This window comes from Nostoc sp. C96 (genome assembly GCF_059384975.1).
This window is the reverse complement of sequence record NZ_CM182020.1, coordinates 1,897,138-1,918,957: the sequence shown is the minus strand read 5'-3', so window position 1 is coordinate 1,918,957 and position 21,820 is coordinate 1,897,138. Positions and strand designations below refer to the sequence as shown.

Here is a 21,820-nt window from a genome sequence, read left to right as displayed (position 1 = left end):
GGCAGATAAAGAGTAAATTTGAGGAAAGGTTTTTGAATGATTGCTGAGTTTTCCCTTGAGATTATTCCTAGGGATTCAAGAACAGAATAGCTATCGTACACTAAACTTGATGCCCTCTTTCCCTAGGATGATTTTTTTCTCTCTACTCTTAAATAACTGAGGTGACACACCCTAGCGATCAGCAAATACTTGGGTTTCGTCTGGAATCATAGCGCTATTCATCTGCTGCGAAGCAGATGTTTACATAAAAATTGCTATACAAAACTTCATCAAACTTTATTTTTTACTAATATTTATCGTATATTCGTAATGTTTGATAAAGAAGGAGTCAGAAATGCTCGCGTTGGAGGCACAACAAAAAGTATTGAAAATCCCGCCCAAGGAATTCTTAGAGCCTCCTGGTAATTTCAGCCCAACAATGCTGATTTTTTTGTCTGCTATCACCATGCTAGTGTTATCAAATTTTGGTTACTGGCTGTGGCAATGGCCACACTGGTTATGCTTTTGTATTAACACCTTAGCCTTGCATGGTTCTGGCTCAGTCATTCACGATGCTTGTCATCAGTCTGCACACCGTAACCGGATTATCAACGCGATGCTAGGTCATGGTAGTGCGTTAATATTGGCTTTTGCTTTTCCGGTATTTACCCGCGTACATTTACAACATCACGCTCATGTGAATCATCCCAAAGATGACCCAGATCATTATGTCTCTACAGGCGGGCCTTTGTGGTTGATTGCAGTGCGGTTTTTATACCATGAAGTGTTTTTCTTTCAGCGGCAACTTTGGCGTAAATATGAGCTATTGGAGTGGTTTGTTAGCCGCTTGATTGTTGTCAGTATTGTGTATATTTCAGTGCAGTATCACTTTTTAGGCTACATCCTCAATTTTTGGTTTATTCCCGCCTTTATAGTTGGGATAGCACTGGGGCTATTTTTTGATTATCTGCCACATAGACCTTTTGTTGAGCGCGATCGCTGGAAAAATGCTCGTGTTTACCCTAATCCAATTCTGAATCTCCTAATTATGGGGCAGAATTATCACCTAATTCATCATCTTTGGCCTTCCATTCCTTGGTACAATTATCAACCAGCCTATTATGTGATGAAACCTCTTTTAGATGAAAAAGGCTGTTATCAAACTTCAGGATTATTACAAAAGAAAGATTTTTTTGAATTTGTTTACGACATTTTTTTAGGAATTCGGTTTCATCATCACAAGCCAACTGATAACTAATAATTCGGAGGCTGAAATGAAAATTTGGGTATGGAGCGCCATTGGCATTTTAGCGATTAATTTAACTGTACTGGCAATTGTGGCATTTTTAATTCATCGAGACAGTACTCAGCCAAACTATAACCAATCACAAATAATACAAAACTCTGGCTCTTAAAGTACTTGAATTATTGTGTGTTTAATCCAATCAACTTAATGATTGATGCCTTTTGGTGTGGGTAATGAATTTTGAGTGTTAGGTTCGGGTGAAATTATCTGCAAAGACCAATAACTCACAACCATCAAAATTAACCCAGAAACCACACCAATTACTAATCCAACTAATAAAGGAGACTTCTTCGGAATAATAGAAGTTTCAGGAATACTTGTTTGTTTTTCTAAAAGCGGTGCTGAGATTGTACTGTGAAATGCCGCATTAGAGTGATATGCAGACAATATATTGTGAGACGAAAAAGTTGATAGCAGCGTAACATCTTGATGATTTATATGAGGTAACAGCGCTGCTAGTACTTCCTGTGCGGATTTATATCTATCTTGAAAGTGATAACACACCATTTTATTAATCACCGCAGCTAACTCAACATTCACATTAGCTAAATGTTGCCAAACAATTTCACCTGTTTTACGGTTTTCTGGTAATTGTGTGGGATGTAGCCCTGTAAGTGCTTGAATGGCAATCATCCCTAAAGCATAAATATCACTATTAGGTCGTGGTCTGCCACGTTGTTGTTCACTAGGCATATATCCTGGTGTACCGATCGCAATTGTAGATTGTTCAATCGGCACTATATTTTTTTTATATTTGACTAATTGCGTCAAAATTGGTTTAACCGCACCAAAATCAATCAAAACTAAGCGATTGTCTGGTATTCGGCGCATAATATTGCTGGGTTTGACATCTCGATGTATCAACCCATGACTGTGAACAAAATGGAGAATTTCTAAAACTTCTTGTAGAAGTTGAATAACTTTGCTCTGTGACCAACAGTAACCAGGCTGAAGTTCGGTACTTAAAGTATGTCCTTCAATAAATTGTTGCACCAAGTAGAATTCTTGGTCATCTTCAAAATAAGTCAATAAATGGGGAACTAAATCATAGTCGCCGAGTTTTTGCAGCGCTTGTGTTTCTCTATTAAATAGCCGTCGGCGAATTTCTCCAGGAATAGGAACTTCGCTACTTGGTAAAAAATGTTTGACGACGCAGGTGGGACGGTTCGGAAGATGCGTATCTTCAGCTATGTAGGTTTTACAAAACATTCCTTGACTTAAAATTTGCACAACCTGGTAACGTTCACTTAGTAACTTAATTAACATGTTACGATGTACCTGACGGTTGTTACCCGTAATATTACGTAAATGTATTTACTTATAGTTTTAATATATATTCTTTATTAAAGACACTTAATAAAATTACATCTAATGAGCAACAGTAATAGAAAAGCTGTCTCACTCAGCACAGACGCAATCCAGATGATCAGGGGGCTGATCATTGGCGAAGTAATTACAATTGTACTCATTGGCGGGCTGTGGTTATGGCTAAGACCACGCTTGTTTGTCAATAATCGTCAGGATTCTGTCTCTAGTCAGAATTCTGAAGCTGTAAGTAATCTTACTGGTTCAACCTTTGCCCAGGTTAATGATATGCCAATTGGTGCATTCAATTACGGTGGTAGTACAGCTTGGGCATCGATTAGGCAATTAGTAGATTCACAGATTCAAAATACTCGTCCAGAATTTCAATTGCTCTATGTCAATCCTACAGATAGCAGTCCTGGTTCGGGCGCAGGAATTAGAATGTTGCTGGCGGGTAAATTAGACTTTACTCAATCATCTCGTCCGCTGACAGATGCAGAACAAGCTCAGGCGAAAAAACAAGGTTTAACAATTGAACAACGTCAAGTAGGGATGGATGGAGTTGCAATAGTAGTTAACCCAGAACTTGAAGTTCCCGGCTTAACCGTTGAACAATTACAAAAAATTTATCTGGGACAGATTACTAACTGGAAGCAAGTAGGCGGAAAAGATTTAGCAATCGTTCCTTTGTCCCAATCTCCCGAAAATGCAGACACGCTGTTATTCCCAAACCAGCCAGCAGATAAGCAAAATTTGAGTTCTCAAGTTGAGTATGTTTACTCAACAACAGAAGCATTACGCCGAATCAAAACCACTCCTGGCAGTGTATATTATGCTTCTGCTAGAGGGGTGATAAATCAATGTGGTGTAAAGCTATTACCTTTAGGGGTAACTTCAGAACAGTTAGTTTCTCTCTACCGAGAACCAGTTGTGCAGTCAAATCAGTGTCCGCGACAACGCAATCAATTGAATACGGCAGTGATCAAGAATGGGACTTACCCACTAACTGCTAAATTATTTGTCATGATTCCACAAAACCAAGGTCAAGAACAACAAGTTGGGGAAACATACGCCAAACTGTTGTTGACTGAACAAGGACAAAGAGCGATCGCCCAAGCTGGATTTGTACCTGTTAATATACAAGAAATAGCGGCTAATTAACATGTCCAAATAGGTTTTACGCCCAACAATTGCAACTTTTTGTATGTGTTCCCTAGCTTATTTTCTACATCAATTTTTGATGTAAATTGATCTAACAATTAATTTGTTAATCATAATATGATATTTTATGGGGCTAAATTAATATATTGATTTTTAGCTCTAAGATTGTACTCTTTGGCAAAAATTTTATTTAAATAATTGCCAAGATTGAGAAAGCAGAAGATTAGCGATCGCAAATAATTATTACCAGCCTAGTATGATCTATGCTACTTGCTGCGTACTTGGCATTTTATACCAGTTGCGCGATCGCTCAACCCATTCAAAACCTAACTCAAACAGTCAAACGTTCCATCCAAGAATCTGATTTTGATGTGCAAGTAGCAGTTACATCTGGAGATGAAGTAGGTGTGTTGGGTACATCGTTTAATCAGTTAATTCAATCTATCAAACACCTGTTGGCAGAACAGCAACAAGCCAATCAACATTGAGAAAATCAAGTAGCTAAACGGACTCAAGAGTTAAAAGCAAATAATCAGTATCTGCAAAAAACTTTAGAAGACTTGCACCGGACTCAATCTCAAATGGTGCAAAGCGAAAAAATTTCGGCTTTAGGACAAATGGTGGCTGGTGTAGCTCACGAAATCAACAATCCGGTGGGCTTTATTTATGGAAATCTCGCTCATATTAAAGAATATACTCAAGACTTAGTCAGATTAATCCACTCTTATCAAGCGCATTATCCAAATCCACCGCAATCATTAAAAGCGGAAGTGGATGAAGTTGAACTGGAATTTTTGTATGAGAATTCTAAACTTTCGACTCAATTGCTGGCTGTGATGTGTGTAAAGACTGGGGTAAACTCCAGTCGGGACGTAAATTAGAAGCGTGACGCAAATATATATGATGAATTGGGGTAGAAACTGGCAGATAAACGTGAATTAAGAAGCGGATGCAACGTTGTAAACTACCCTCGACGTGCATTTGCTGCACATCCAACATAGGTACATTATCCCAACCAGAACGTGTACGAGCGATTGCCGCCGGAAAAATCGCATCTAAATCGCGGGTGACGGAGAAAGTCACGCTAATCATATCCTGCGGTTGAATTTTATTGCGTTGTTCTAGTTCATCTAGCAGTTCTATAACTGCTTCTCGCATTGCTTCAATTGTATTTTCTGCAACTGTTGTTGCTCCACGAATTGCTCGCATTTGCCACTCCACGCCAAAAATCCTCCTTAATAATTTGGTCAAAAGTCAAAAGTCAAAAGTCATTAACAAAGGACAAATGACCATTGACAAATGACAAATGAAATTTATGGTCGATATAACCACAATGGCAGACCACTGGTAGACATTTCAAATTCTAACCAGTCAACACCTGCACCTAATCTTGATGAAACTTGTCGACTCCCAGGTAGAATGCGACTTAACAAAGGTTTTGGTTCTTCAAGGGTAAAACATTGTGTTTTTTCGGGGTCAAATCCACCAGTTCGGCTGTCCAGCGACGAGCATCTTCTTCTGTTCCCAGGCGGTCTACAACTCCCAATTCTAGAGCCTGTTGCCCAGTAAAAATCCGGCCATCGGCGAAACTTTTCACAGTTTCTACGGCTAAAGAACGACCATCGGCTACGGTTTGCACAAACTGCTGGTAACTGGTGTCAATCAATTCTTGCAGAATGTGTTGTTCTGGTTCTGTTAGTTCTCGATCAAATGCCAATATGTCTTTGTATGGGCCGGACTTAATGACTTTGAAGGAAACACCAATTTTTTCCAGCAAGCGTTCTAAGTTATTTCCCCGCAGAATCACACCGATGCTTCCGGTGATGGTTCCGGGGTTAGCCATGATGTGTTCAGCTCCCATACCGATGTAAACACCACCGGAGGCAGAAATATTCCCAAAACTAGCGACAATTTTGATTTTTTCGCGCAAACGCTTGAGAGCGCTGTAAATTTCTTGGGAATCTCCCACGGTTCCCCCAGGACTATCGATGCGTAAAAGTAAAGCTGGAAATTTCTTTTCTTCTACGGTTTTGAGGGCTTCTAATACACGTTTGCGAGTAGCACTTGCGATCGCACCAGTAATTTCAATTCGCGCAATTTGTTTACGAAACTTGGATCTAAACGGCCAAACCATGAGCAGTCAAAAAACCTCGTATATAATCTCACTATAAAATGCCCAGAGATGAAAATGAATGGGCATTCTGCTATTCAAGCATTTTATAGCAGACACTGATTAGACTGCTGGCAATTACCTGGCGCTGTATTTAGGCTATCTTAAATTTTTGAGCTAAATTCTTCTGTCAAAGTTACTAAACTTTGGCTATCTGTGGTTGTGGCTATTAATAATTAGGTATTTAATTTAACAATACTAATCTAGAATCTCAACTCCAAATGAGATTTGACTTAAATTCTATAATGCTTACTATAGTTGTGTTTTAAACTTTTTATTAGCCGACGCTAACCTGACGAACACATAATTTACTCAAGAATCTATGCGTAGAATTTGACATCTGTAATACGCATAAGTGTCAAACAATGCGCCGACAAAACTCCAAGTCAAACCAATAATTAGCATTCCGCGCAAGGGCGTACCACTGCCAAAAATTGCAAGAAAATGTAATATACCTGTAGCGCTGGTCTCTGTTACTGTTTGCAATCCGGGCATATAACCGAGTACAGATAACAGCAGCAATATGCCACCAACTAAAAATATAGGCGCAACAAAGCTGAAAACAACCGTGACTAATAGGGAACGGAGAAAGTTCAGCAAAAAAGTCATGAAAGATAACCTCCAGGAAGACAACGCACAATAGCCAACTAACTATCTTTCATCTTCTACAATACGTGCGATCGCCACCTAGAGGCCAATATGTCAAAAATCTTAAGTTTTCATTAAAAAAACAGACAATAACTACACAACCTGTATCACGGAACAATTAGCCTGTGGAGAGACAGAACCTTTACTGATTCAGGCTTTGAGCTTATATCTATTAAATAGCACACATCACAAGATATGTAGGTAAAGGTTTATTTTATGAGAGTAACTTTAAATTAAGTTAACGTGAACCTGATTTCATGAAGAGGCAAAGGGGCAGGGTGCAGGGTGCAGAAGAGAAGAATAACTATTGACTATTGACCATGAACTTTCGCTATTCTTAAGGCAATTACCGAGTTAGCTACAGAACATTGAGCCAGATTACATCTAATTCCAGTTTAGCAGCATGGGGTCAGCGCTTGCTGGCAGCGATTTTTCTGGGGGGACAAGTGATAGTTCACCTGCTGCGGGGCAAAATTCATTGGCGGAATACTTTAGAACAAATGGCCGCCGTAGGGCCAGACTCGTTGTTTATTGCTTTGTTAACGGCAATTTTTGTTGGTGCGGTGTTTACCATTCAGGTAGCGCGAGAGTTTATTAACTTTGGTGCGGGTAATCTCGTCGGTGGCGTGCTGGCGGTGGCTTTAACAAGAGAACTTTCACCCGTACTTACAGCAGTTATTTTAGCAGGGCGCGTGGGGTCTGCCTTTGCCGCAGAAATCGGGACTATGCGAGTTACAGAACAAATTGATGCGCTGTTAATTTTAAAAACAGACCCAATTGATTATCTCGTGATTCCCCGAATGATTGCTTGTTGCTTAATGCTGCCCATTTTAACTCTCTTGTCATTAGTAACAGGTATGTTTGGTGGATTATTAATTGCTACTCATGTATACGGACTAGCCGATACGGTATTTCTCGACTCCGCCCGCAACCTGCTGGACACTTGGGATATTTGTAGTGCTTTGTTTAAAGCCGTGTGTTTTGGGTTGTTAATTGCTGTCGTTGGTTGCAGTTGGGGTTTGACAACCACTGGTGGTGCTAAAGGTGTAGGACAATCAACCACAACAGCCGTAGTGACTGCTTTGCTGCTGATATTTATTAGCAATTTCTTTTTGTCGTGGTTGATGTTTCAAGGTGCGGGTAGTGCATTCGTCAAAGGGTTTTAATAGGGGGCTGAGTGTTGAGTGCCTGCTCTTTGTTCAGAGAAAACTGTTAACCCCTAAAATAGGAAAGATGTCTACTCATGAAACAGGATTTGAAACAGTGACTAGTTCATTTGCGCCTAATTCCGTAGCAACAGTGGAACTCAAACCTAGTTACAATATCCCTGTTGTGTTAGTGATTGCAGCGATTCCCATTGTGATTGTGCAACCTTTACTTGGAGGAGCGATCGCATTTTTTGGTTTGTTTCTTTTGTTTCAAACTGTAACATTACGCTTGCAATTTACTGCCACCGACTTAGATATTTACAGAGGTGAAAAGTTAATTCGGCGTTTTCCCTACCGAGAATGGCAAAACTGGCGAATATTCTGGAATAGGTTTCCAGTTCTGTTTTATTTTAAAGAAATTAACAGTATTCACTTTTTACCAATTTTGTTCGATCCCAACACCCTCAAAGCTTGTTTGGCAGAACGTTGTCCACGTATTTAGTGCTTAGTCAATGGTCAATAGTCAATGGTCAATAGTTGAGAGCAATAATACAAAAATGACAAATGACAAATGACAAATGACAAGTAACCAAAAATTTATTCGCCTTTAGAAATTACACTATCGTTTATGAACCCTGAGTCATCTCAAACTCCAGAACCAATAGATGAGTGGTTGGAGCAAATACAACCAGAAAACCCAGAAATAGAAAACCCAGAAAACTCATCTGTAGAGTCAGTTCTGGAACCAGAAGCATCCGCTTCAGCAGTTGACACAGAAACGAGCGATGTAAATACAGAATTGCTTAGTTTAATAGATGAACCAGCCGCTGAGGTTCCATTAGCAACTGACACAACTGCATTAGGGTTAAAAACAGAATCAGTATCACAAAATAATTCCTTATACGCCGAAGCCGAGCAAAGGTTAACTCAGTTACAAGAAACTGAAGCCGCACTCAAAGCCGAAATTGCCACATTGCAAGTAACTTACAACACGCTGCAAACACAACTGAGCGACACGCAAACAGCAATGGGGCGAATTGTACAAGAATCACTCGGACAATTAGAACAACGCAAACAAGCACTACAAATTTCTATAGAACAGTTAGAACGTCGTCAAGAACGCATCCGCAATGAAATGCGAACGACTTTTGCTGGCGCATCGCAAGATTTAGCAATTCGTGTCCAAGGTTTTAAAGATTATCTCACTGGGAGCTTACAAGATTTAGCCGCCGCCGCCGAGCAGTTACAACTAGTCCCAGAAGTTAGAGAACGAGAAAGGCCAAGTGTTAAAGAAGCTAAACCCGCAGAACCAGAAGCAATTACACCACAATTTGCCCAACAGCAGTTTCAAGAGACTACCAAGCAAGTTCGCCGCCTAATTGATCAATATCGTAACAAACCAGATTATTATGGCCCGGCTTGGCAATTACGGCGCACCTTTGAACCAGTTCATGCAGAGCGAGTCTCGAATTGGTTTTTTGGCCAAGGGGGACGGGGTGCGTTGCGGACAATGGGTAGCCGTTTGCAAAATACTTTGATTGCTTCGGCGATTATTTCGATACTACACAAATTGTATGGCGATCGCGTCCGTACTCTGGTTTTAGCCAATACACCAGAACGCTTGGGTGAATGGCGGCGCGGTTTGCAAGATTGTTTAGGTATTGGTCGCCCAGATTTTGGCCCTGACCGAGGAGTAGTCTTATTTGAAGCGCCAGATGCTTTAGCACAAAAAGCCGAACGTTTGGTCAAAGCTAATCAACTACCTTTAATCATCATTGACGATTCTGAAGAGCAAATCAGTTTAGGAATACTGCAATTTCCTTTGTGGTTAGCCTTTGCGCCTGACCCTAAAGCAATGAGAAATTATGATGATGATTTTTAAGTGCAATTTGTTTGTTCTGTTTTGAGAACACATCAGATTTCAACTTGGTGAGGTACAGATAACTGTAAGGGCGAACGGCCGTTCGCCCTTACTACTTCATTTACCTGAGAAATGACGACACCGAATATCGCTGATGATTGCAGACTACAAGTTGCTAGAATCTGACTGGTAGAGAATCGTACCCCTTGAACACTAGGCTGGTATGTCTGGGAATAGCTTGCTTATCGGGATCGAATTTGAGATTCGGCATTCTTTTAAGTAATGTGGTGAAACAAATATTCAACTCCATCCGAGCTAAAACGACTCCGAGACAAAAGTGAATACCCGGAGCAAACCCAAGGTGTTCGTTAGGCGATCGCGTAATATTGAAAACTTCGGGTGAGTCAAACTTTTCTGGGTCATAATTCGCCGCTCCCAATCCCAAAGCGATAACGCTACCCGCAGGGATATCCTTACCGCCAATTGTCAGGTCTTGTTTGGCAATCCGAAAGATAAAAGGCGCGGGGGTATCAAACCGAATCATTTCTTCCACGGCGGAATTGATGAGAGCCGGATTTTCTAGGAGCTTTTGCAGTTGATCTGGATGACGCAGCAGTGCATTTACTCCATTGGGAATTAGATCGGCGGTAGTTAGGTGTGCGGCATTTAGGATAGTAATACATTGTGAGGGGAGTTCCTCAAGATTCATTCCCTGCTCTTCGTAGGCAATAGTCAGCAGGCTGATCATGTCAGTTCCGGGTTGCTTACGTCGTTCTTCAATCAGTTGCTTGATGAGTGCGCTAAATTGTGCGTCTGCTAAGTCTGCCTTACGTGCATATTCCTCAATATTTGAACTGCCCGGCGCACCCCAAAATGTACCAGTATCGATTGCCCATTCGATCAGTTTGGCTCTGTAGGTTTCTGGTACATCAAATATCTCAGCGATAATGAGTCCTGGTAATGGCACGGACAAATCGGAGACAATATCCATGTAACCTTGATTCTCAACCTTATCCAATAAGCGATCAGTAGTTTCCTGAATAATGGAGCGCCAGCTTTCTATAGCTCGTGTTGTAAATCCTTGATTGGCTAACTTCCGCAGTCTGGTATGTTCAGGTGGATCTTTCTCAATGAGTGATTTAGAAGTCACATCAATGAAATTTTGAATCAAATTAACATCCAAATTTCCCAACTGATTAATAAACAAAGCTGTGCGGTCTGAACTTAAACGCTCATCCCGTAGCGCCGCTTCAACATCTTTGTAGCGTGTCAAAACCCAGTATCCTAATTCACTATAATGAACAGGGTCTTCTTCACGCATCCGTTTGTAAAGTGGATAGGGATTGAGCAGAGCTTCTGGTGCAAACAGATCATACTTTTGCTGATTTGCGACTTGTTGTGTGTTCATTTGCTTAACTTTATTTAGAAGTGAGCTAAAAAATTAATGAATTATACAGAAGAACTCCATTGATCAAGTTAAATCTACAAAGTTAGGCGATCGCTTTCCACTTACGCTGCTATAACTTTACAAAAAGCAAATCTAATTCCTTCAGGGTTTACTCAGTAACTCAACACCAAAAATATCGGGTTTTGTTAGGTTCCTTTCCTTCAGCCAATCCACAAATATTTTTATTTTTCCGATTTATAAAAATGTTTTAATTAGTATTTAATATTCGTGAATGAGTCTTTAATACTCGTGAATGAGTCTTTGAGCTTCATTAATTAGTATCTTAGCTTCGTGAATGAGCCTTTGAGCTTTATGAATGAGCCTTTGAGCTTTGTGAATGAGCCTTTGAGCTTCATTAATGAGTCTTTGATGGTCGCGGGCGAGTCTTTGATACTCGCGGATGAGTCTTGAATACTCGTGAACGAGTCTTTGATACTCGCGGATGAGTCTTTGAGCTTCATTAATCAAAAAATCCCCTGCAAGCCAGCAGGGGATAGAGTCAAGTGCTTACTCTGGTAAGCCGTTCACTTGCAGTAAATCTAATTCGCGCTCAAATATTTCATCGATGGGTAACATTTGACCATCGGTAGTCATAAATTTATGGTCTTTTGTGGCGCGAATAACTGAACCGTCTTCTAAACCATACTCGAATACTTCTTGTTGTCCTCGATTATGCCATTGAGCGATCGCCTGTGTATAGACATGACCATGACTATCAATGGTGAATACGCTACATTCAAGTTCTTTTTCGACAATTTGCCCAATTGGTATCAAGCCATATTCTACCGTCAACACTTTTGTCTCATAGCTGAGGCAATATTCAGCGAACTTCAACATATCATCAAATAGCTTTTCTGCTACTTGTTTTTTCACACCATTTTTTGTGGAACCATCAATAAATTTTTCCTGCTGCTTCTGCATTTCGGAAACTTTCTTTTTTCCCATTGCGCGGCGCAGTAAGTCAGCTTGTCCTAATGAATAACCAGCCATATCTTGAGCAATTTTCATGATTTGCTCTTGATAGACCATGATGCCGTATGTTTCATTTAATATTGGTTCGAGAACCTGGCTTTCATAGTCTATATTTTCCCTTCCATGTTTGCGGTTAATAAATTTAGGAATTAAGCCTGCATCTAAAGGGCCTGGTCTGTATAATGCCAGAATTGAAGAGATATCCTCTATATTAGAAGGTTTCAAATCTCGTACTATCTGCTTCATCCCCGATGATTCTAATTGAAATATACCTTCTAATTCTCCAGATTCTAGTAGTTCATAAGTTTTCTGCACATCTTTAGGGAGAGTTTTATGTTCACCCTTGGCTAAAATCTTTTGCGCTTTTCTTTCTTGACTAGTTATTTCGTAAGGGTCAACTCGATAACCTTTACTTTTTTCAATTAAATCAATGGTTTTTTGAATCATCGTCAGGTTTCTTAAACCCAAGAAGTCCATTTTTAACAGCCCCATTGATTCCAAATCTTCCATGAAATATTGGGTAATAACTGAACCGTCATTATTTCTTTGTAGAGGGACAATTTCATCAAGAGGATCGGCAGAAATTACTACCCCAGCAGCATGAACACCAAAGGTTTTGTTAGTGCCTTCAATCCGCATTGCCATGTCAAGCCAACGGCGAACTGTCGGATCATTATCATATTTTTCTTTAAATTCTGGTTCAGGGGTGTCATCAGAAATCATCACTTTGAGTTTCGTTGGTTTTCCCCGTACCACAGGAATTAATTTCGCCATTTTGTCTGATTCCCCATAAGGAATATTCAACACTCTGGCGACATCTTTTAACACAGCTTTCGAGGTTAAACGGTTAAAGGTAATAATTTGGGCAACTCTATCTGTGCCGTATTTTTGTGTAACATAATCAATAACTTTATCCCGTTGTTCAATACAAAAATCTGTATCAATATCAGGCATGGATTTACGTTCTGGGTTCAAGAAACGCTCAAATAGTAATCCATGATGTACGGGGTCAATGTTGGTAATACCCATTGTATAAGCTACCAAAGAACCTGCGGCTGAACCACGACCAGGCCCCACAGGAATATTATTATCTCTAGCAAATTTGATGTAATCCCACACAACTAAAAAGTAGGTAGAAAAACCCATTTGCTGGAGCATTTTTAATTCATATTCCAATCTTTCTTTATAGACTGGCTCAACTTCGGCGCGAGATTTTCTATTTAATTTTTCTAAAAGTCCGTTCCATGCAACTTCTTCGACGAAGGTATCAGCAGTATGACCCGAAGGGATAGGATAATTAGGAATGCGCGGCTCACCCATAATTTGGTAAGACTCGACTTTATCGGCGACTTCTTCTGTAGTGGCGATCGCTTCTTCAATCACATCATCGGGTAAATGGTCACGAAATAGCATTCTCATCTCATCAGCAGATTTGAGATATTCTGTGCCGCTATAACGCATCCGATTTTCTTCCACAATTAGCTTGCCGGTTTGAATACACAGCAAAGCATCGTGGGCTTCAACATCAAAACAAGAAACAAAATGAGAGTCGTTAGTAGCAACAAATTTAATGCCTAATTCCCGCGCAATTTTAATAATTTCAACGTTAACAATGCGGTCTTCTTGAGAGCCGTGGTCTTGAATTTCTAAATAAAAATCATCACCAAATACATCTTTATACCACTGAGCAACTTTCCGCGCTGCGTCAGGTCTATTACTAAGAATTGCTTGAGGAATTTCGCCACCTAAACATGCACTGGTGACAATTAAACCTTCATGATATTGTTTGAGTAATTCTTTATTAATACAGGGACGGGAAAAAATACCTTTACCTTGTACACCTTTGAGGTGAGAAAGTGTAGTTAATTTAACTAAATGTTTATATCCTTGATTATTTTTTGCTAAAACAACTTGATGATATTTAGGACGACGTTCTTGTTTTTCAATATCGCCGTTAATAATATACATTTCATTGCCAATAATTGGCTTAACATTTTTGCTACGGCAAATTTTCAGCAGTTCCACAGCACCATACATGACACCATGATCGGTAACTGCGATCGCTTTTATCCCCAATTCTATGGCACTATCAATCAAATCTGGTAGCTGGCTTGCCCCATCCAGCAAACTGTAATCACTATGAATGTGTAAAGGTACGAAAGACATAATATTTAGTCAATAGTCAATGGTCAATAGTCATTTGTCATTGGTCATTTGTTATTCTCCCTTGCCCCCTGCACCCTGCCCCCTGCCTCTTTTCTACTCCCTAGATTGATTAGATTATCCTGTTTAAGTAAATTTCACTTCCGCAATTATTGTTGTAATAGTTACCTTAGTTCCGTTACTTAGCATTACCAATGAGTCAAACAGAGAGTCAAAATTCGCCCGATACCTCATCCCGTCCTTGGTGGCGGCGTATTCCTCTGACGTTACAAATTGTTATCGCCCTAGTGCTGGCAGTAATTTTGGGAATTGCGCTGGGTGCGGGGAACCCTAGCCCTAGCAATGCTGCTTTAATCACCAATTTAGCAATTCCGGCGGAACTGGTACTTAAGGCACTCCGCGCTTTGGCTACACCGTTGATTTTGGTAGCAGTGCTGCATACTTTTATGACTGCGACTATCCCCGGTACAGCCGGACGGCGGTTAGCGTTATTACTGGTGACTAATACCACTGTAGCGATTTTGATTGGGTTGTTGGTGGCTAATGTTCTCCGTCCGGGAACTTGGGGAAGTTTACCCAAACCACAGACAACAATTGCTAACGCCAATATTGATCCTTGGGGATTACTTAAAGACGCTGTACCCGAAGCCGTGCTTGCGCCGTTGGTGAGCAATAATGTTATTCAATTAATTGTCGTTGCCCTTTGTTTTGGCATTGTTTTGCGAGGCTTAAAATCAGAACAAATTGCCCAAAACAAAACTGGATTTCAACCCATTGAAGATGTGATTGGCATTTTGTTTGAGGCGGTAATTCGCATTCTTAACTGGGTAATTGCGTTAGTTCCCTTTGCTGTGTTTGGCATTGTAGCTAAAACCGTGGCGGAAAAAGGTTTTGCCCCTTTTGTCTCTTTGGCAGCTTTTATTGTGGCGGTGTTGGTAGCCTTAATATTGCAAGCTTGCTACTATCTCACCAGGGTTAAATTTAATTCTTGGGTAAACCCGTGGAAGTTTTTGGCTGGTGGTTCGGATGCTTTTATCACGGCGTTCTCGACTTCTTCTTCCACTGTGACAATGCCCATTACCTGGGAGGTTTTGCAAACCAAAGTCGGTTTAAGGGAATCTTCGGCATCTTTGGGGGCGCTAGTCGGGGCAAACTTTAACAATGATGGGACTGCTCTTTATGAAGCGATGTCTGCGTTATATATTTCTCAAGTTATTGGACAGCATTTAAATTTGGGACAGCAGTTAATTGTGGTGCTGACATCGATTTTTGCATCGGTGGGGGCGGCGGGTATTCCCAATGCGGGGTTAGTGACAATGACTTTGGTGTTTACTTCCGTGCGCTTACCGACAGAGTATATCGCCTTGTTGGTAACTGTTGATTGGTTTTTAGACCGTTGTCGCACAGCGATTAATGTCATGGGAGATATGACTGTGAGTGCGGTGCTGGATGGGAAGAAGCCGCGTTATGAGGAGGAGGATTAAAGTTATGGATGCTCAACTAACTAGTAATGAAATTAATGTAGCACGGGAGTTATTAAGCAATTACGCCCCAGCAAATCACGCATTGGATATTTTAGAGAAACACAACGGTAATTGTGATACTTCTTTTGATGAACTGTGGGTAGAGCAAAATGGTGTACAAATAATGCCAGAGGGTAAATCGCTTTGGCAGACAACGCTGAAAGTATTGCGTCAGGAACTTTGCGGTGATGATGGCTTTCGCGGTCAACTCAAAGAATACACTAAAAATCCGGGCAGTACACCTTTGCTGACAGGGTTGATTGTTTCCCTAGTGGGTGTAGCAGCAGCACATGGTTTACCTCTTGATCCTGCGATCGCTACTGTTGTTGTTTTGTATATTCTGAAAATCGGACTCAATATATTTTGCGACTACACCGAACCACCTGCTGGTAATTCTGGCACTCTCCCGCCAGGAAATTAATGTGCTTGATATAGGCATTGCCAAATCTCCCTGATACTTTGATTGGGAGTTTCTATCGCCAGAGGTTTCTTAGGAGACATCGCCTGATATAGTTCCCTCAGCAATGTCTCTTGAGTATCAAAAAGATATATGAGTTCACCGATTCGTGAGTTGAGCCTAAAATATAAAAAAGTAAGTTATCTGTAATTTCTATGGAAAAACTCAATACTCAAACGAGAACTGCCATACACATTTATATTAAATTATGAGTATCTATGAAATATTGGCAGCCAAACGGGAAGAAATTTTGCAAATTGCGGCAAAATACGGTGCATATAATATTAGAATTTTTGGCTCAGTAGCCCGTCGTGAAGCCGATATTAACAGCGATGTTGATTTTTTAGTTGAAATGGAGCCAGGACGTAGCCTTTTTGATTTGGGTGGATTATTGATGGAGTTACAAGAAATACTTGGTTGTCAAGTTGATGTTGTCACAGAAAAAGGATTGCGATCGCGTATTCGAGAGCGAGTATTAAGTGAAGCAGTTCCTTTGTGAGGGATAATAGTGAAAAATTGCGCGATATTTTAGAAGCAATCGAACGTATCGATAAATATGCAGTTCAAGGTCGGGAAGCTTTTGAAGAAAACGAACTAATTCAAACTTGGTTTATTCAACACCTACAAATTATTGGAGAAGCATCGCGTGTATTATCTGCCGATATTCGTGAGGAAAATCCAGGTGTTCCTTGGTCACAAATGATTGGGATGCGAAACATTTTAACTCATAATTATTTTGAAATCGATTTAGATGTTGTTTGGTTGGTTGTTGAACGGGAATTACCTAACCTTAAGCCTCAAATTGAAGCAATTTTACAAACATTATCTTGAATCTTAAATAGAAGAAGGATAACGGGAGAGCGATCGCTACTGTGATTGTTTTGTATATTCTAAAAATCGGACTCAATATATTTTGCGACTACACTGAACCACCTACTGGTAATTCTGGAACTCTCCTGCCAGGAAATTAATGTGCTGATATACCTATTGCAATCGCAAAATCTATAGTTGTTGTCACTGAAATAGATTTTGCGTTGGCGTAGCCCGTCGCAGGCATCGCCAAAATAGCAAATGCGTATGCGAAATCTATAATTGCTGTCGCTTGGGCGACCTAAATTTCCACCAAAGAGCGAACGCTGAAAATTTCATGATTTCGCAGCGGTTTAATATCAGATATGGGAACAATCACAACAGCTATTGATTCACCAATTGCATTGAATACTTCTAGAACACATCCTTGTTCGCCATTGCTGGGATGAGGAACAAAATCGATTAAAGTTGCTACATCACCTTTTTTTAATTGATATTCATCCAAGTCGCGATTTAAAGCAACACGCTGGTATAGTTCAAAGTTCATTTGCAGACTCCTTGTTAGGTTTGAGGGTGATAAATTGAAACTTGCCGTCAACAGTCCTTTGTAGCCAAACTGTAATCACTGCTAAGTTTCGCCCCTTTAAGCCAATTAATTCACCAGTGACGCGATAGAACACTCCATACTCATTATCTCTATCTTGTATTGCTTCTGTTGAATCTGCCAGTTGCCTAATTGCTGCTTTCAATAGTTCTGGGTTGTCTTGTGTAAATCCAGCTTGGGCGAGGAACTTTGATTTATCGTCTTGCTCTCTTGATACTAATAAGTAGCGTGTAATTTTTGCGTCTGCAATAATCGCATCAGGGGGAATTTTCATTTCTCAAAAAGCTGCCGCACTTCCTCCACCGACACGCCAAAAATCTCAGACACGGCTGCTAATAAACTCTCATCCTGAGTAACTTGGTAGAACCGGGCAAGATTACGAAGAGAAATTCCTAAACCATGCTCATCATTAAACTCAGCCATAATCTGTAAATCTTGCAGGTAATTCGCTTTTGCTGACTCCAGTTCCCCTAATTCTTCTGCAAGTTTACCAAGGTGAAAATAGGTGCTGGCACAATTATAGCGATCGCCATATTCGATTTTAATATCCAAAGCCTGTTGGTAATTGCGCCTAGCTTCTTCAAATTCCCGCAACTCTTGGGCAACTATTCCCAATTGGTGGTAAGTGCTGGCACAATTATAGCGATCGCCATATTCGATCTTAATTTCCAAAGCCTGTTGATAATTGCGCCTAGCTTCTTCAAATTCCCGCAATTCTTGTGCAACTACTCCCAAATTGTGGTGCGTGACAGCACAACTATAGCGATCGCCAAATTCGATGTTAATATTCAAAGCCTGTTGATAATTGCGCCTTGCCTGTTCAAATTCCCGCAACTCTTGGGCAACAATTCCCAACTGGTGGTAGGTTTTGGCACAACTATAGCGATCGCCAAATTCGATTTTAATATCCAAAGCTTGTTGATAATTGCGCCTTGCCTCTTCAAATTCCCGCAACTCTTGGGCAACATTTCCCAACTGATGGTAGATTTTGGCACAAGAAAAGCGATCGCCATATTCGATAAAAATATCCAAAGCCTGTTGATAATTGCGCCTAGCTTCTTCAAATTCCCGCAAATCTTGGGCAACAATTCCCAACTGTCCGTAGGTGCTGGCACAGCTATAGCGATCGCCATATTCGATAAAAATATCCAAAGCTTGTTGATAATTGCGCCTTGCCTCTTCAAATTCCCGCAACTCTTGGGCAACATTTCCCAACTGGTGGTAGGTGCTGGCTAATCCTAATTGATTTTCTCTCTCTGATACACCACTAAGTTTTAGGCTGATTGCTACACTTTTTTGATAAGTTACTCTAGCTTGATGGTTCTTTTTACTAGCCTGATAACAGTAAGCTAGTCTGTCTAATACCATTGTCATTTTGTAACCTATGTCGCCTGTTTTCTTTTCCGCTGGATAAGCTTCTTGTGCCTGACAGACAAATTCAGATAAAATCAATGCGTTTTGTATATCTTGCTGCAAATATAAATATTGAAATAAGCAAAAGAAAATTTCCATACTCTCTTGCTTATCTAAACAAATCTGCAACCCATTGTAGAGATTCTCATATTCCAGCCTACAGAAAACTATCCCCAATTGTCGTTTTTGAGCATCTTTAGAATCCATCAAATGTTGATAGAACGCTGCTAAATTTTGATAGTAATTTTTAAATCCCTCACGTACAGCTGTACGAGTTGGTTCATCAAGAGTATCTAACTTAGTCTTCAAAAAATAGGGAAAAACAGGTTGAATCGTCAACACACTCGACTCTTCATCAATTGGTGACAGCAAACCCCAGTTCATCGACTCTTGAATTGCATCGGTGAATTTATCAAAAGGATAATTTTTTAATGGCTCAAGACTTTGCAATTGCTTGATATATTCAGGAAGACCAGGAGTGACAATAAACTTACTAAACTCAGGCAAACACAACAGCAATTTTTGCGCTTCTGGCGATAAATTACTGTGAGAATATTCTACACACTTTAAAATACTTTTAGTTTTATCTTCACTCCCCGTATCTAAATCCACATCCCCAGCTTGTAATCCCTGCAAAATCTCCTGTGGTGATTGCTTTTGCAAATTTGCTAACACAACTTGCATCGCTAAGGGATATCCTGCTAACAAATTCATCAATTTCTGAAAATCGCCATCTTGGCGAATACCAGCAATCTTGTTTTGAGGTAAATTCCGTTCTAAAATTTTCTCTGCTAATTCCGTCCGCGCTTCTTTATCTAAGCCGCGCAACTCATAAATATTTTGTTTAAATGTGGTAGCTTGCAACCAATCTTCACGGCTGCGAGAACCTAAAATAACCTTGGTATTTCCACCTTGCAAACGCTCTAAAAAATCGCGGATTTGATTACGTTCTGTCTCTGGTAATGTATTTTGAATTGCTAATTGCTGCCCTGTGACTGATTCTAAGTTATCTAAAATCAAGGCGTAAGATTCAGACCGCAGTTTTGCGACTAATTTTTGTACCTGCGCCGCCTGACTCATCGCTTGAAAATTAGCTTGTTCAAATCTGCCATATACCTGCTTACCAATTTCAAACAAAATTTGTGTGAGTGTCCACGCTTTTTCGTCATAGCCAAAATAAAAGACATTCTTCACAAAGTTTGTGCGTTGCCACCATTCCCGCAGATAATTTAACAGAGTAGTTTTACCTGTTCCCCCCATTCCCTGCAACAGTAAAATGTTATGTCTGAGGACAGCCTTCTCAATTTTGAGAATCTCTAAATCCCGCCCGACAAAACCATATTCTGGTAACGGAAACCGATACTGACTGCCAAAAGTTTCCCAATATTTTTCTTCTTCCTCTGGTGTAAACTGGCGTAAGTTAAAATTCACTGTTTGATTGCAATACACCACAGGTAGCAACCAATCTTCTAAATCAATCGACTTAATATAAGCTTTGCGTGATTTATTATTAAACAATTCCCGCCTACCCAAGCGAATCGCTTCAGTGATGGGTTGATTATTAAATAAATGGCGATAAAGCTGTTCCATCATCAACTTCGCCGCCGACACGGTGACAGAATAGCCCATCGCCACTACCATCTGCATTCCCGCCGTCATTAACCGACTTCCTAAGCTGGTTTCCCGAATATCTTCATTGGTATTCATAGCCCCCTCTTCGCCTTCGGGGAGGGGGTTGGGGGTGGGGTTTGCTTTCACCTGCTTCCCGGACTGACAAGCATTGAGAATACAAACGGGAATTCCCTTTCCTGTCAGCAAATCTGCTAATTCCTGCGCCTCGACTAAATCAACTTTTCCCTGAGTCTCGCCCTCAAAGGCTAAAAACGCCATCACGCCATCAAATTTCTGCCAATCATTCCGCCCATAGCGCCCTTGATATAAATAACGTCCGGGTTTGCTTGGTTGTTGTATCTGTTCATAAGTCATCAGCGCGCCATGACAATCTAAATGGATGACATGGTAATATCCCGCGCCTTTGGCTTCTAAATGATCTGATAAAGCTTGGTAAGTCCCTGGACGCAGTAATTCTACATTCACCCGCAAGTGGCTATTTTCAATCAACTCCAGCAACGGGCGAGAAATTGTCCGATAACCTGCGTCCTGTTCTTCATCGGGACGCGCCACCACTACCAACAAATTAATCACTGGGGAAGTTTGCACATCTGCGTAGATGGGTGCTGGTTGGTTACTCTTGCGCACCATCACACAATCTATTGCTAACGGACGGGGTAAATCAGGATCTCGCAAGGCTTCCCAATGCAAAGCTTGAAATTCTGGTGTTTTACCAACAATTTCTATTTGTAATTGACTTAAATTCCCCCGCAGGCGTTGATATTCGCCATAAGCATTAAAATCAAACCGAAAAACTTGCTTAAATAACTCTTCGCCGTAAGTTTTAATACTAGCTGCTGCTGCTTCTGCCTTGACAGTATCCAACAGGGGAAACATCAACCAGTCTTCAAAATACCACTCTAGTTGTTTTTCTACCTTGGGTGTAAAGGGGTCAGTAATTTTTACTAGATACTCTCCTCTACCATCAAAACTGAGAACGGCATTAAATCCGCTTTCTGTTGCAGATTCTTCCCGAATAGTGATAATTGGCATGGTGTAGTCTGCTTGATGCTAATTGCGGCATATAGTCACATAATACACAACCGATTTGCAGTTTGCCTTTGGGTGCTGTGTAAAATGTGGTTTGATCCCCCTAAATCCCCCTTAAAAAGGGGGACTTTGATTCTTATTCCCCCGTAGGGTTAGCTTACCTTTTTTGTCGTCAGTTATCCCCTTAAAAAG

Annotated in this window: 21 protein-coding genes and 1 pseudogene; 12 read left to right on the top strand and 10 right to left on the bottom strand. The window is 40.6% G+C overall.

Annotated elements, in window-relative coordinates; all coding sequences use genetic code 11:
* Positions 1–334: 334 nt before the first annotated feature.
* Both crtR and AC504W_RS08295 read left to right on the top strand, forming a co-directional pair.
* Positions 335–1,237, top strand: a complete 903-nt coding sequence (gene crtR, locus AC504W_RS08300; RefSeq protein ID WP_494877293.1) for a beta-carotene hydroxylase — start codon at positions 335–337, stop codon at positions 1,235–1,237.
* A gap of 16 nt (positions 1,238–1,253) precedes the next feature.
* Positions 1,254–1,394 (top strand): hypothetical protein, encoded by a 141-nt coding sequence (locus AC504W_RS08295; protein ID WP_494877291.1) that lies wholly within the window; start codon positions 1,254–1,256, stop codon positions 1,392–1,394.
* A 35-nt stretch (positions 1,395–1,429) separates the two neighbouring features.
* Here AC504W_RS08295 and AC504W_RS08290 read toward each other — a convergent pair whose 3' ends face one another.
* On the bottom strand, positions 1,430–2,551 hold the full coding sequence (locus AC504W_RS08290) for a protein kinase domain-containing protein (protein WP_494877289.1): 1,122 nt from the start codon (positions 2,549–2,551) through the stop codon (positions 1,430–1,432).
* Between the two features lie 105 nt (positions 2,552–2,656).
* Here AC504W_RS08290 and AC504W_RS08285 point away from each other — a divergent pair, with 105 nt between their 5' ends.
* From AC504W_RS08285 to AC504W_RS08275, 3 genes are all read left to right on the top strand, one after another.
* The gene (locus AC504W_RS08285; protein WP_494877287.1) at positions 2,657–3,751 is read left to right on the top strand and encodes a PstS family phosphate ABC transporter substrate-binding protein; all 1,095 of its coding nucleotides are present in this window, start codon (positions 2,657–2,659) and stop codon (positions 3,749–3,751) included.
* 263 nt (positions 3,752–4,014) lie between these two features.
* Entirely contained in the window at positions 4,015–4,239 is a 225-nt protein-coding gene (locus tag AC504W_RS08280) for a HAMP domain-containing protein (protein ID WP_494877286.1), read from the top strand.
* A gap of 93 nt (positions 4,240–4,332) precedes the next feature.
* On the top strand, positions 4,333–4,632 hold the full coding sequence (locus AC504W_RS08275; RefSeq protein WP_494877285.1) for a hypothetical protein: 300 nt from the start codon (positions 4,333–4,335) through the stop codon (positions 4,630–4,632).
* Here AC504W_RS08275 and aroH read toward each other — a convergent pair.
* From aroH to AC504W_RS08260, 3 genes and pseudogenes are all read right to left on the bottom strand, one after another.
* The gene (aroH, locus tag AC504W_RS08270) at positions 4,559–4,972 is read right to left on the bottom strand and encodes a chorismate mutase (RefSeq protein WP_494877284.1); all 414 of its coding nucleotides are present in this window, start codon (positions 4,970–4,972) and stop codon (positions 4,559–4,561) included. The genes AC504W_RS08275 and aroH overlap by 74 nt on opposite strands.
* Positions 4,973–5,064: 92 nt before the next feature.
* A pseudogene (sppA, locus tag AC504W_RS08265) lies at positions 5,065–5,885 on the bottom strand (signal peptide peptidase SppA).
* Positions 5,886–6,233: 348 nt separating this feature from the next.
* Positions 6,234–6,530 (bottom strand): hypothetical protein, encoded by a 297-nt coding sequence (locus tag AC504W_RS08260; RefSeq protein WP_096575121.1) that lies wholly within the window; start codon positions 6,528–6,530, stop codon positions 6,234–6,236.
* Between the two features lie 407 nt (positions 6,531–6,937).
* Between AC504W_RS08260 and AC504W_RS08255 the strand changes: the two genes are divergently transcribed.
* The 3 genes from AC504W_RS08255 to AC504W_RS08245 all read left to right on the top strand — a co-directional run bounded on the left by AC504W_RS08255 (position 6,938) and on the right by AC504W_RS08245 (position 9,599).
* On the top strand, positions 6,938–7,735 hold the full coding sequence (locus AC504W_RS08255) for an MlaE family lipid ABC transporter permease subunit (protein ID WP_103124581.1): 798 nt from the start codon (positions 6,938–6,940) through the stop codon (positions 7,733–7,735).
* 67 nt (positions 7,736–7,802) lie between these two features.
* Complete coding sequence (locus tag AC504W_RS08250) at positions 7,803–8,219, top strand: DUF3119 family protein (RefSeq protein WP_494877282.1); 417 nt, start codon at positions 7,803–7,805, stop codon at positions 8,217–8,219.
* A 126-nt stretch (positions 8,220–8,345) separates the two neighbouring features.
* Positions 8,346–9,599 carry a DUF3086 domain-containing protein gene (locus AC504W_RS08245; protein WP_494877281.1) on the top strand — a complete coding sequence of 418 codons (1,254 nt, stop codon included), beginning with the start codon at positions 8,346–8,348 and terminating at the stop codon, positions 9,597–9,599.
* A 154-nt stretch (positions 9,600–9,753) separates the two neighbouring features.
* Here AC504W_RS08245 and AC504W_RS08240 read toward each other — a convergent pair whose 3' ends face one another.
* The 3 genes from AC504W_RS08240 to AC504W_RS08230 form a co-directional block, all read right to left on the bottom strand.
* Positions 9,754–10,986, bottom strand: a complete 1,233-nt coding sequence (locus AC504W_RS08240; RefSeq protein ID WP_494877280.1) for a cytochrome P450 — start codon at positions 10,984–10,986, stop codon at positions 9,754–9,756.
* Positions 10,987–11,265: 279 nt separating this feature from the next.
* Positions 11,266–11,493, bottom strand: a complete 228-nt coding sequence (locus AC504W_RS08235) for a hypothetical protein (protein ID WP_494877279.1) — start codon at positions 11,491–11,493, stop codon at positions 11,266–11,268.
* Between the two features lie 39 nt (positions 11,494–11,532).
* Positions 11,533–14,163: a DNA polymerase III subunit alpha gene (locus AC504W_RS08230; RefSeq protein ID WP_494877278.1), complete on the bottom strand. Its 2,631-nt coding sequence runs from the start codon at positions 14,161–14,163 to the stop codon at positions 11,533–11,535.
* Between the two features lie 191 nt (positions 14,164–14,354).
* On the opposite strand from AC504W_RS08230, the gene AC504W_RS08225 reads away from it, so the two are divergent.
* The 4 genes from AC504W_RS08225 (at position 14,355) to AC504W_RS08210 (ending at position 16,971) form a co-directional block, all read left to right on the top strand.
* Entirely contained in the window at positions 14,355–15,644 is a 1,290-nt protein-coding gene (locus tag AC504W_RS08225; protein WP_494877276.1) for a dicarboxylate/amino acid:cation symporter, read from the top strand.
* Positions 15,645–15,648: 4 nt separating this feature from the next.
* The gene (locus tag AC504W_RS08220; protein WP_494877274.1) at positions 15,649–16,104 is read left to right on the top strand and encodes a hypothetical protein; all 456 of its coding nucleotides are present in this window, start codon (positions 15,649–15,651) and stop codon (positions 16,102–16,104) included.
* Between the two features lie 244 nt (positions 16,105–16,348).
* A complete protein-coding gene (locus AC504W_RS08215; RefSeq protein WP_494877273.1) occupies positions 16,349–16,639 on the top strand; it encodes a nucleotidyltransferase family protein in 291 nt (96 codons plus the stop codon).
* Positions 16,636–16,971, top strand: a complete 336-nt coding sequence (locus tag AC504W_RS08210; RefSeq protein ID WP_015113464.1) for a HepT-like ribonuclease domain-containing protein — start codon at positions 16,636–16,638, stop codon at positions 16,969–16,971. Before AC504W_RS08215 ends, AC504W_RS08210 begins: the two co-directional genes overlap by 4 nt.
* Positions 16,972–17,251: 280 nt before the next feature.
* Here AC504W_RS08210 and AC504W_RS08205 read toward each other — a convergent pair whose 3' ends face one another.
* The 3 genes from AC504W_RS08205 to AC504W_RS08195 are packed head-to-tail and all read right to left on the bottom strand — an operon-like array spanning position 17,252 to position 21,631.
* Positions 17,252–17,497, bottom strand: coding sequence for a DUF4926 domain-containing protein (locus AC504W_RS08205; protein ID WP_494877272.1), 246 nt, complete (start codon positions 17,495–17,497; stop codon positions 17,252–17,254).
* Positions 17,487–17,828: a DUF6883 domain-containing protein gene (locus tag AC504W_RS08200; RefSeq protein WP_494877271.1), complete on the bottom strand. Its 342-nt coding sequence runs from the start codon at positions 17,826–17,828 to the stop codon at positions 17,487–17,489. The genes AC504W_RS08205 and AC504W_RS08200 overlap by 11 nt, the downstream gene beginning before the upstream one ends.
* Positions 17,825–21,631, bottom strand: a complete 3,807-nt coding sequence (locus AC504W_RS08195; protein ID WP_494877270.1) for a CHAT domain-containing tetratricopeptide repeat protein — start codon at positions 21,629–21,631, stop codon at positions 17,825–17,827. The genes AC504W_RS08200 and AC504W_RS08195 overlap by 4 nt, the downstream gene beginning before the upstream one ends.
* Between the last annotated feature and the right edge of the window lie 189 nt (positions 21,632–21,820).

What these genes read in the sequence shown, in the direction of transcription:
- crtR (WP_494877293.1), top strand. Translation starts at nt 335, where the DNA reads ATGCTCGCGTTGGAGGCACAACAAAAAGTATTGAAAATCCCGCCCAAG.
- AC504W_RS08295 (WP_494877291.1), top strand. Translation starts at nt 1,254, where the DNA reads ATGAAAATTTGGGTATGGAGCGCCATTGGCATTTTAGCGATTAATTTA.
- AC504W_RS08290 (WP_494877289.1), bottom strand. Translation starts at nt 2,551, where the DNA reads ATGTTAATTAAGTTACTAAGTGAACGTTACCAGGTTGTGCAAATTTTA.
- AC504W_RS08285 (WP_494877287.1), top strand. Translation starts at nt 2,657, where the DNA reads ATGAGCAACAGTAATAGAAAAGCTGTCTCACTCAGCACAGACGCAATC.
- AC504W_RS08280 (WP_494877286.1), top strand. Translation starts at nt 4,015, where the DNA reads ATGCTACTTGCTGCGTACTTGGCATTTTATACCAGTTGCGCGATCGCT.
- AC504W_RS08275 (WP_494877285.1), top strand. Translation starts at nt 4,333, where the DNA reads ATGGTGCAAAGCGAAAAAATTTCGGCTTTAGGACAAATGGTGGCTGGT.
- AC504W_RS08260 (WP_096575121.1), bottom strand. Translation starts at nt 6,530, where the DNA reads ATGACTTTTTTGCTGAACTTTCTCCGTTCCCTATTAGTCACGGTTGTT.
- AC504W_RS08250 (WP_494877282.1), top strand. Translation starts at nt 7,803, where the DNA reads ATGTCTACTCATGAAACAGGATTTGAAACAGTGACTAGTTCATTTGCG.
- AC504W_RS08245 (WP_494877281.1), top strand. Translation starts at nt 8,346, where the DNA reads ATGAACCCTGAGTCATCTCAAACTCCAGAACCAATAGATGAGTGGTTG.
- AC504W_RS08240 (WP_494877280.1), bottom strand. Translation starts at nt 10,986, where the DNA reads ATGAACACACAACAAGTCGCAAATCAGCAAAAGTATGATCTGTTTGCA.
- AC504W_RS08230 (WP_494877278.1), bottom strand. Translation starts at nt 14,163, where the DNA reads ATGTCTTTCGTACCTTTACACATTCATAGTGATTACAGTTTGCTGGAT.
- AC504W_RS08225 (WP_494877276.1), top strand. Translation starts at nt 14,355, where the DNA reads ATGAGTCAAACAGAGAGTCAAAATTCGCCCGATACCTCATCCCGTCCT.
- AC504W_RS08220 (WP_494877274.1), top strand. Translation starts at nt 15,649, where the DNA reads ATGGATGCTCAACTAACTAGTAATGAAATTAATGTAGCACGGGAGTTA.
- AC504W_RS08215 (WP_494877273.1), top strand. Translation starts at nt 16,349, where the DNA reads ATGAGTATCTATGAAATATTGGCAGCCAAACGGGAAGAAATTTTGCAA.
- AC504W_RS08205 (WP_494877272.1), bottom strand. Translation starts at nt 17,497, where the DNA reads ATGAACTTTGAACTATACCAGCGTGTTGCTTTAAATCGCGACTTGGAT.
- AC504W_RS08200 (WP_494877271.1), bottom strand. Translation starts at nt 17,828, where the DNA reads ATGAAAATTCCCCCTGATGCGATTATTGCAGACGCAAAAATTACACGC.
- AC504W_RS08195 (WP_494877270.1), bottom strand. Translation starts at nt 21,631, where the DNA reads ATGCCAATTATCACTATTCGGGAAGAATCTGCAACAGAAAGCGGATTT.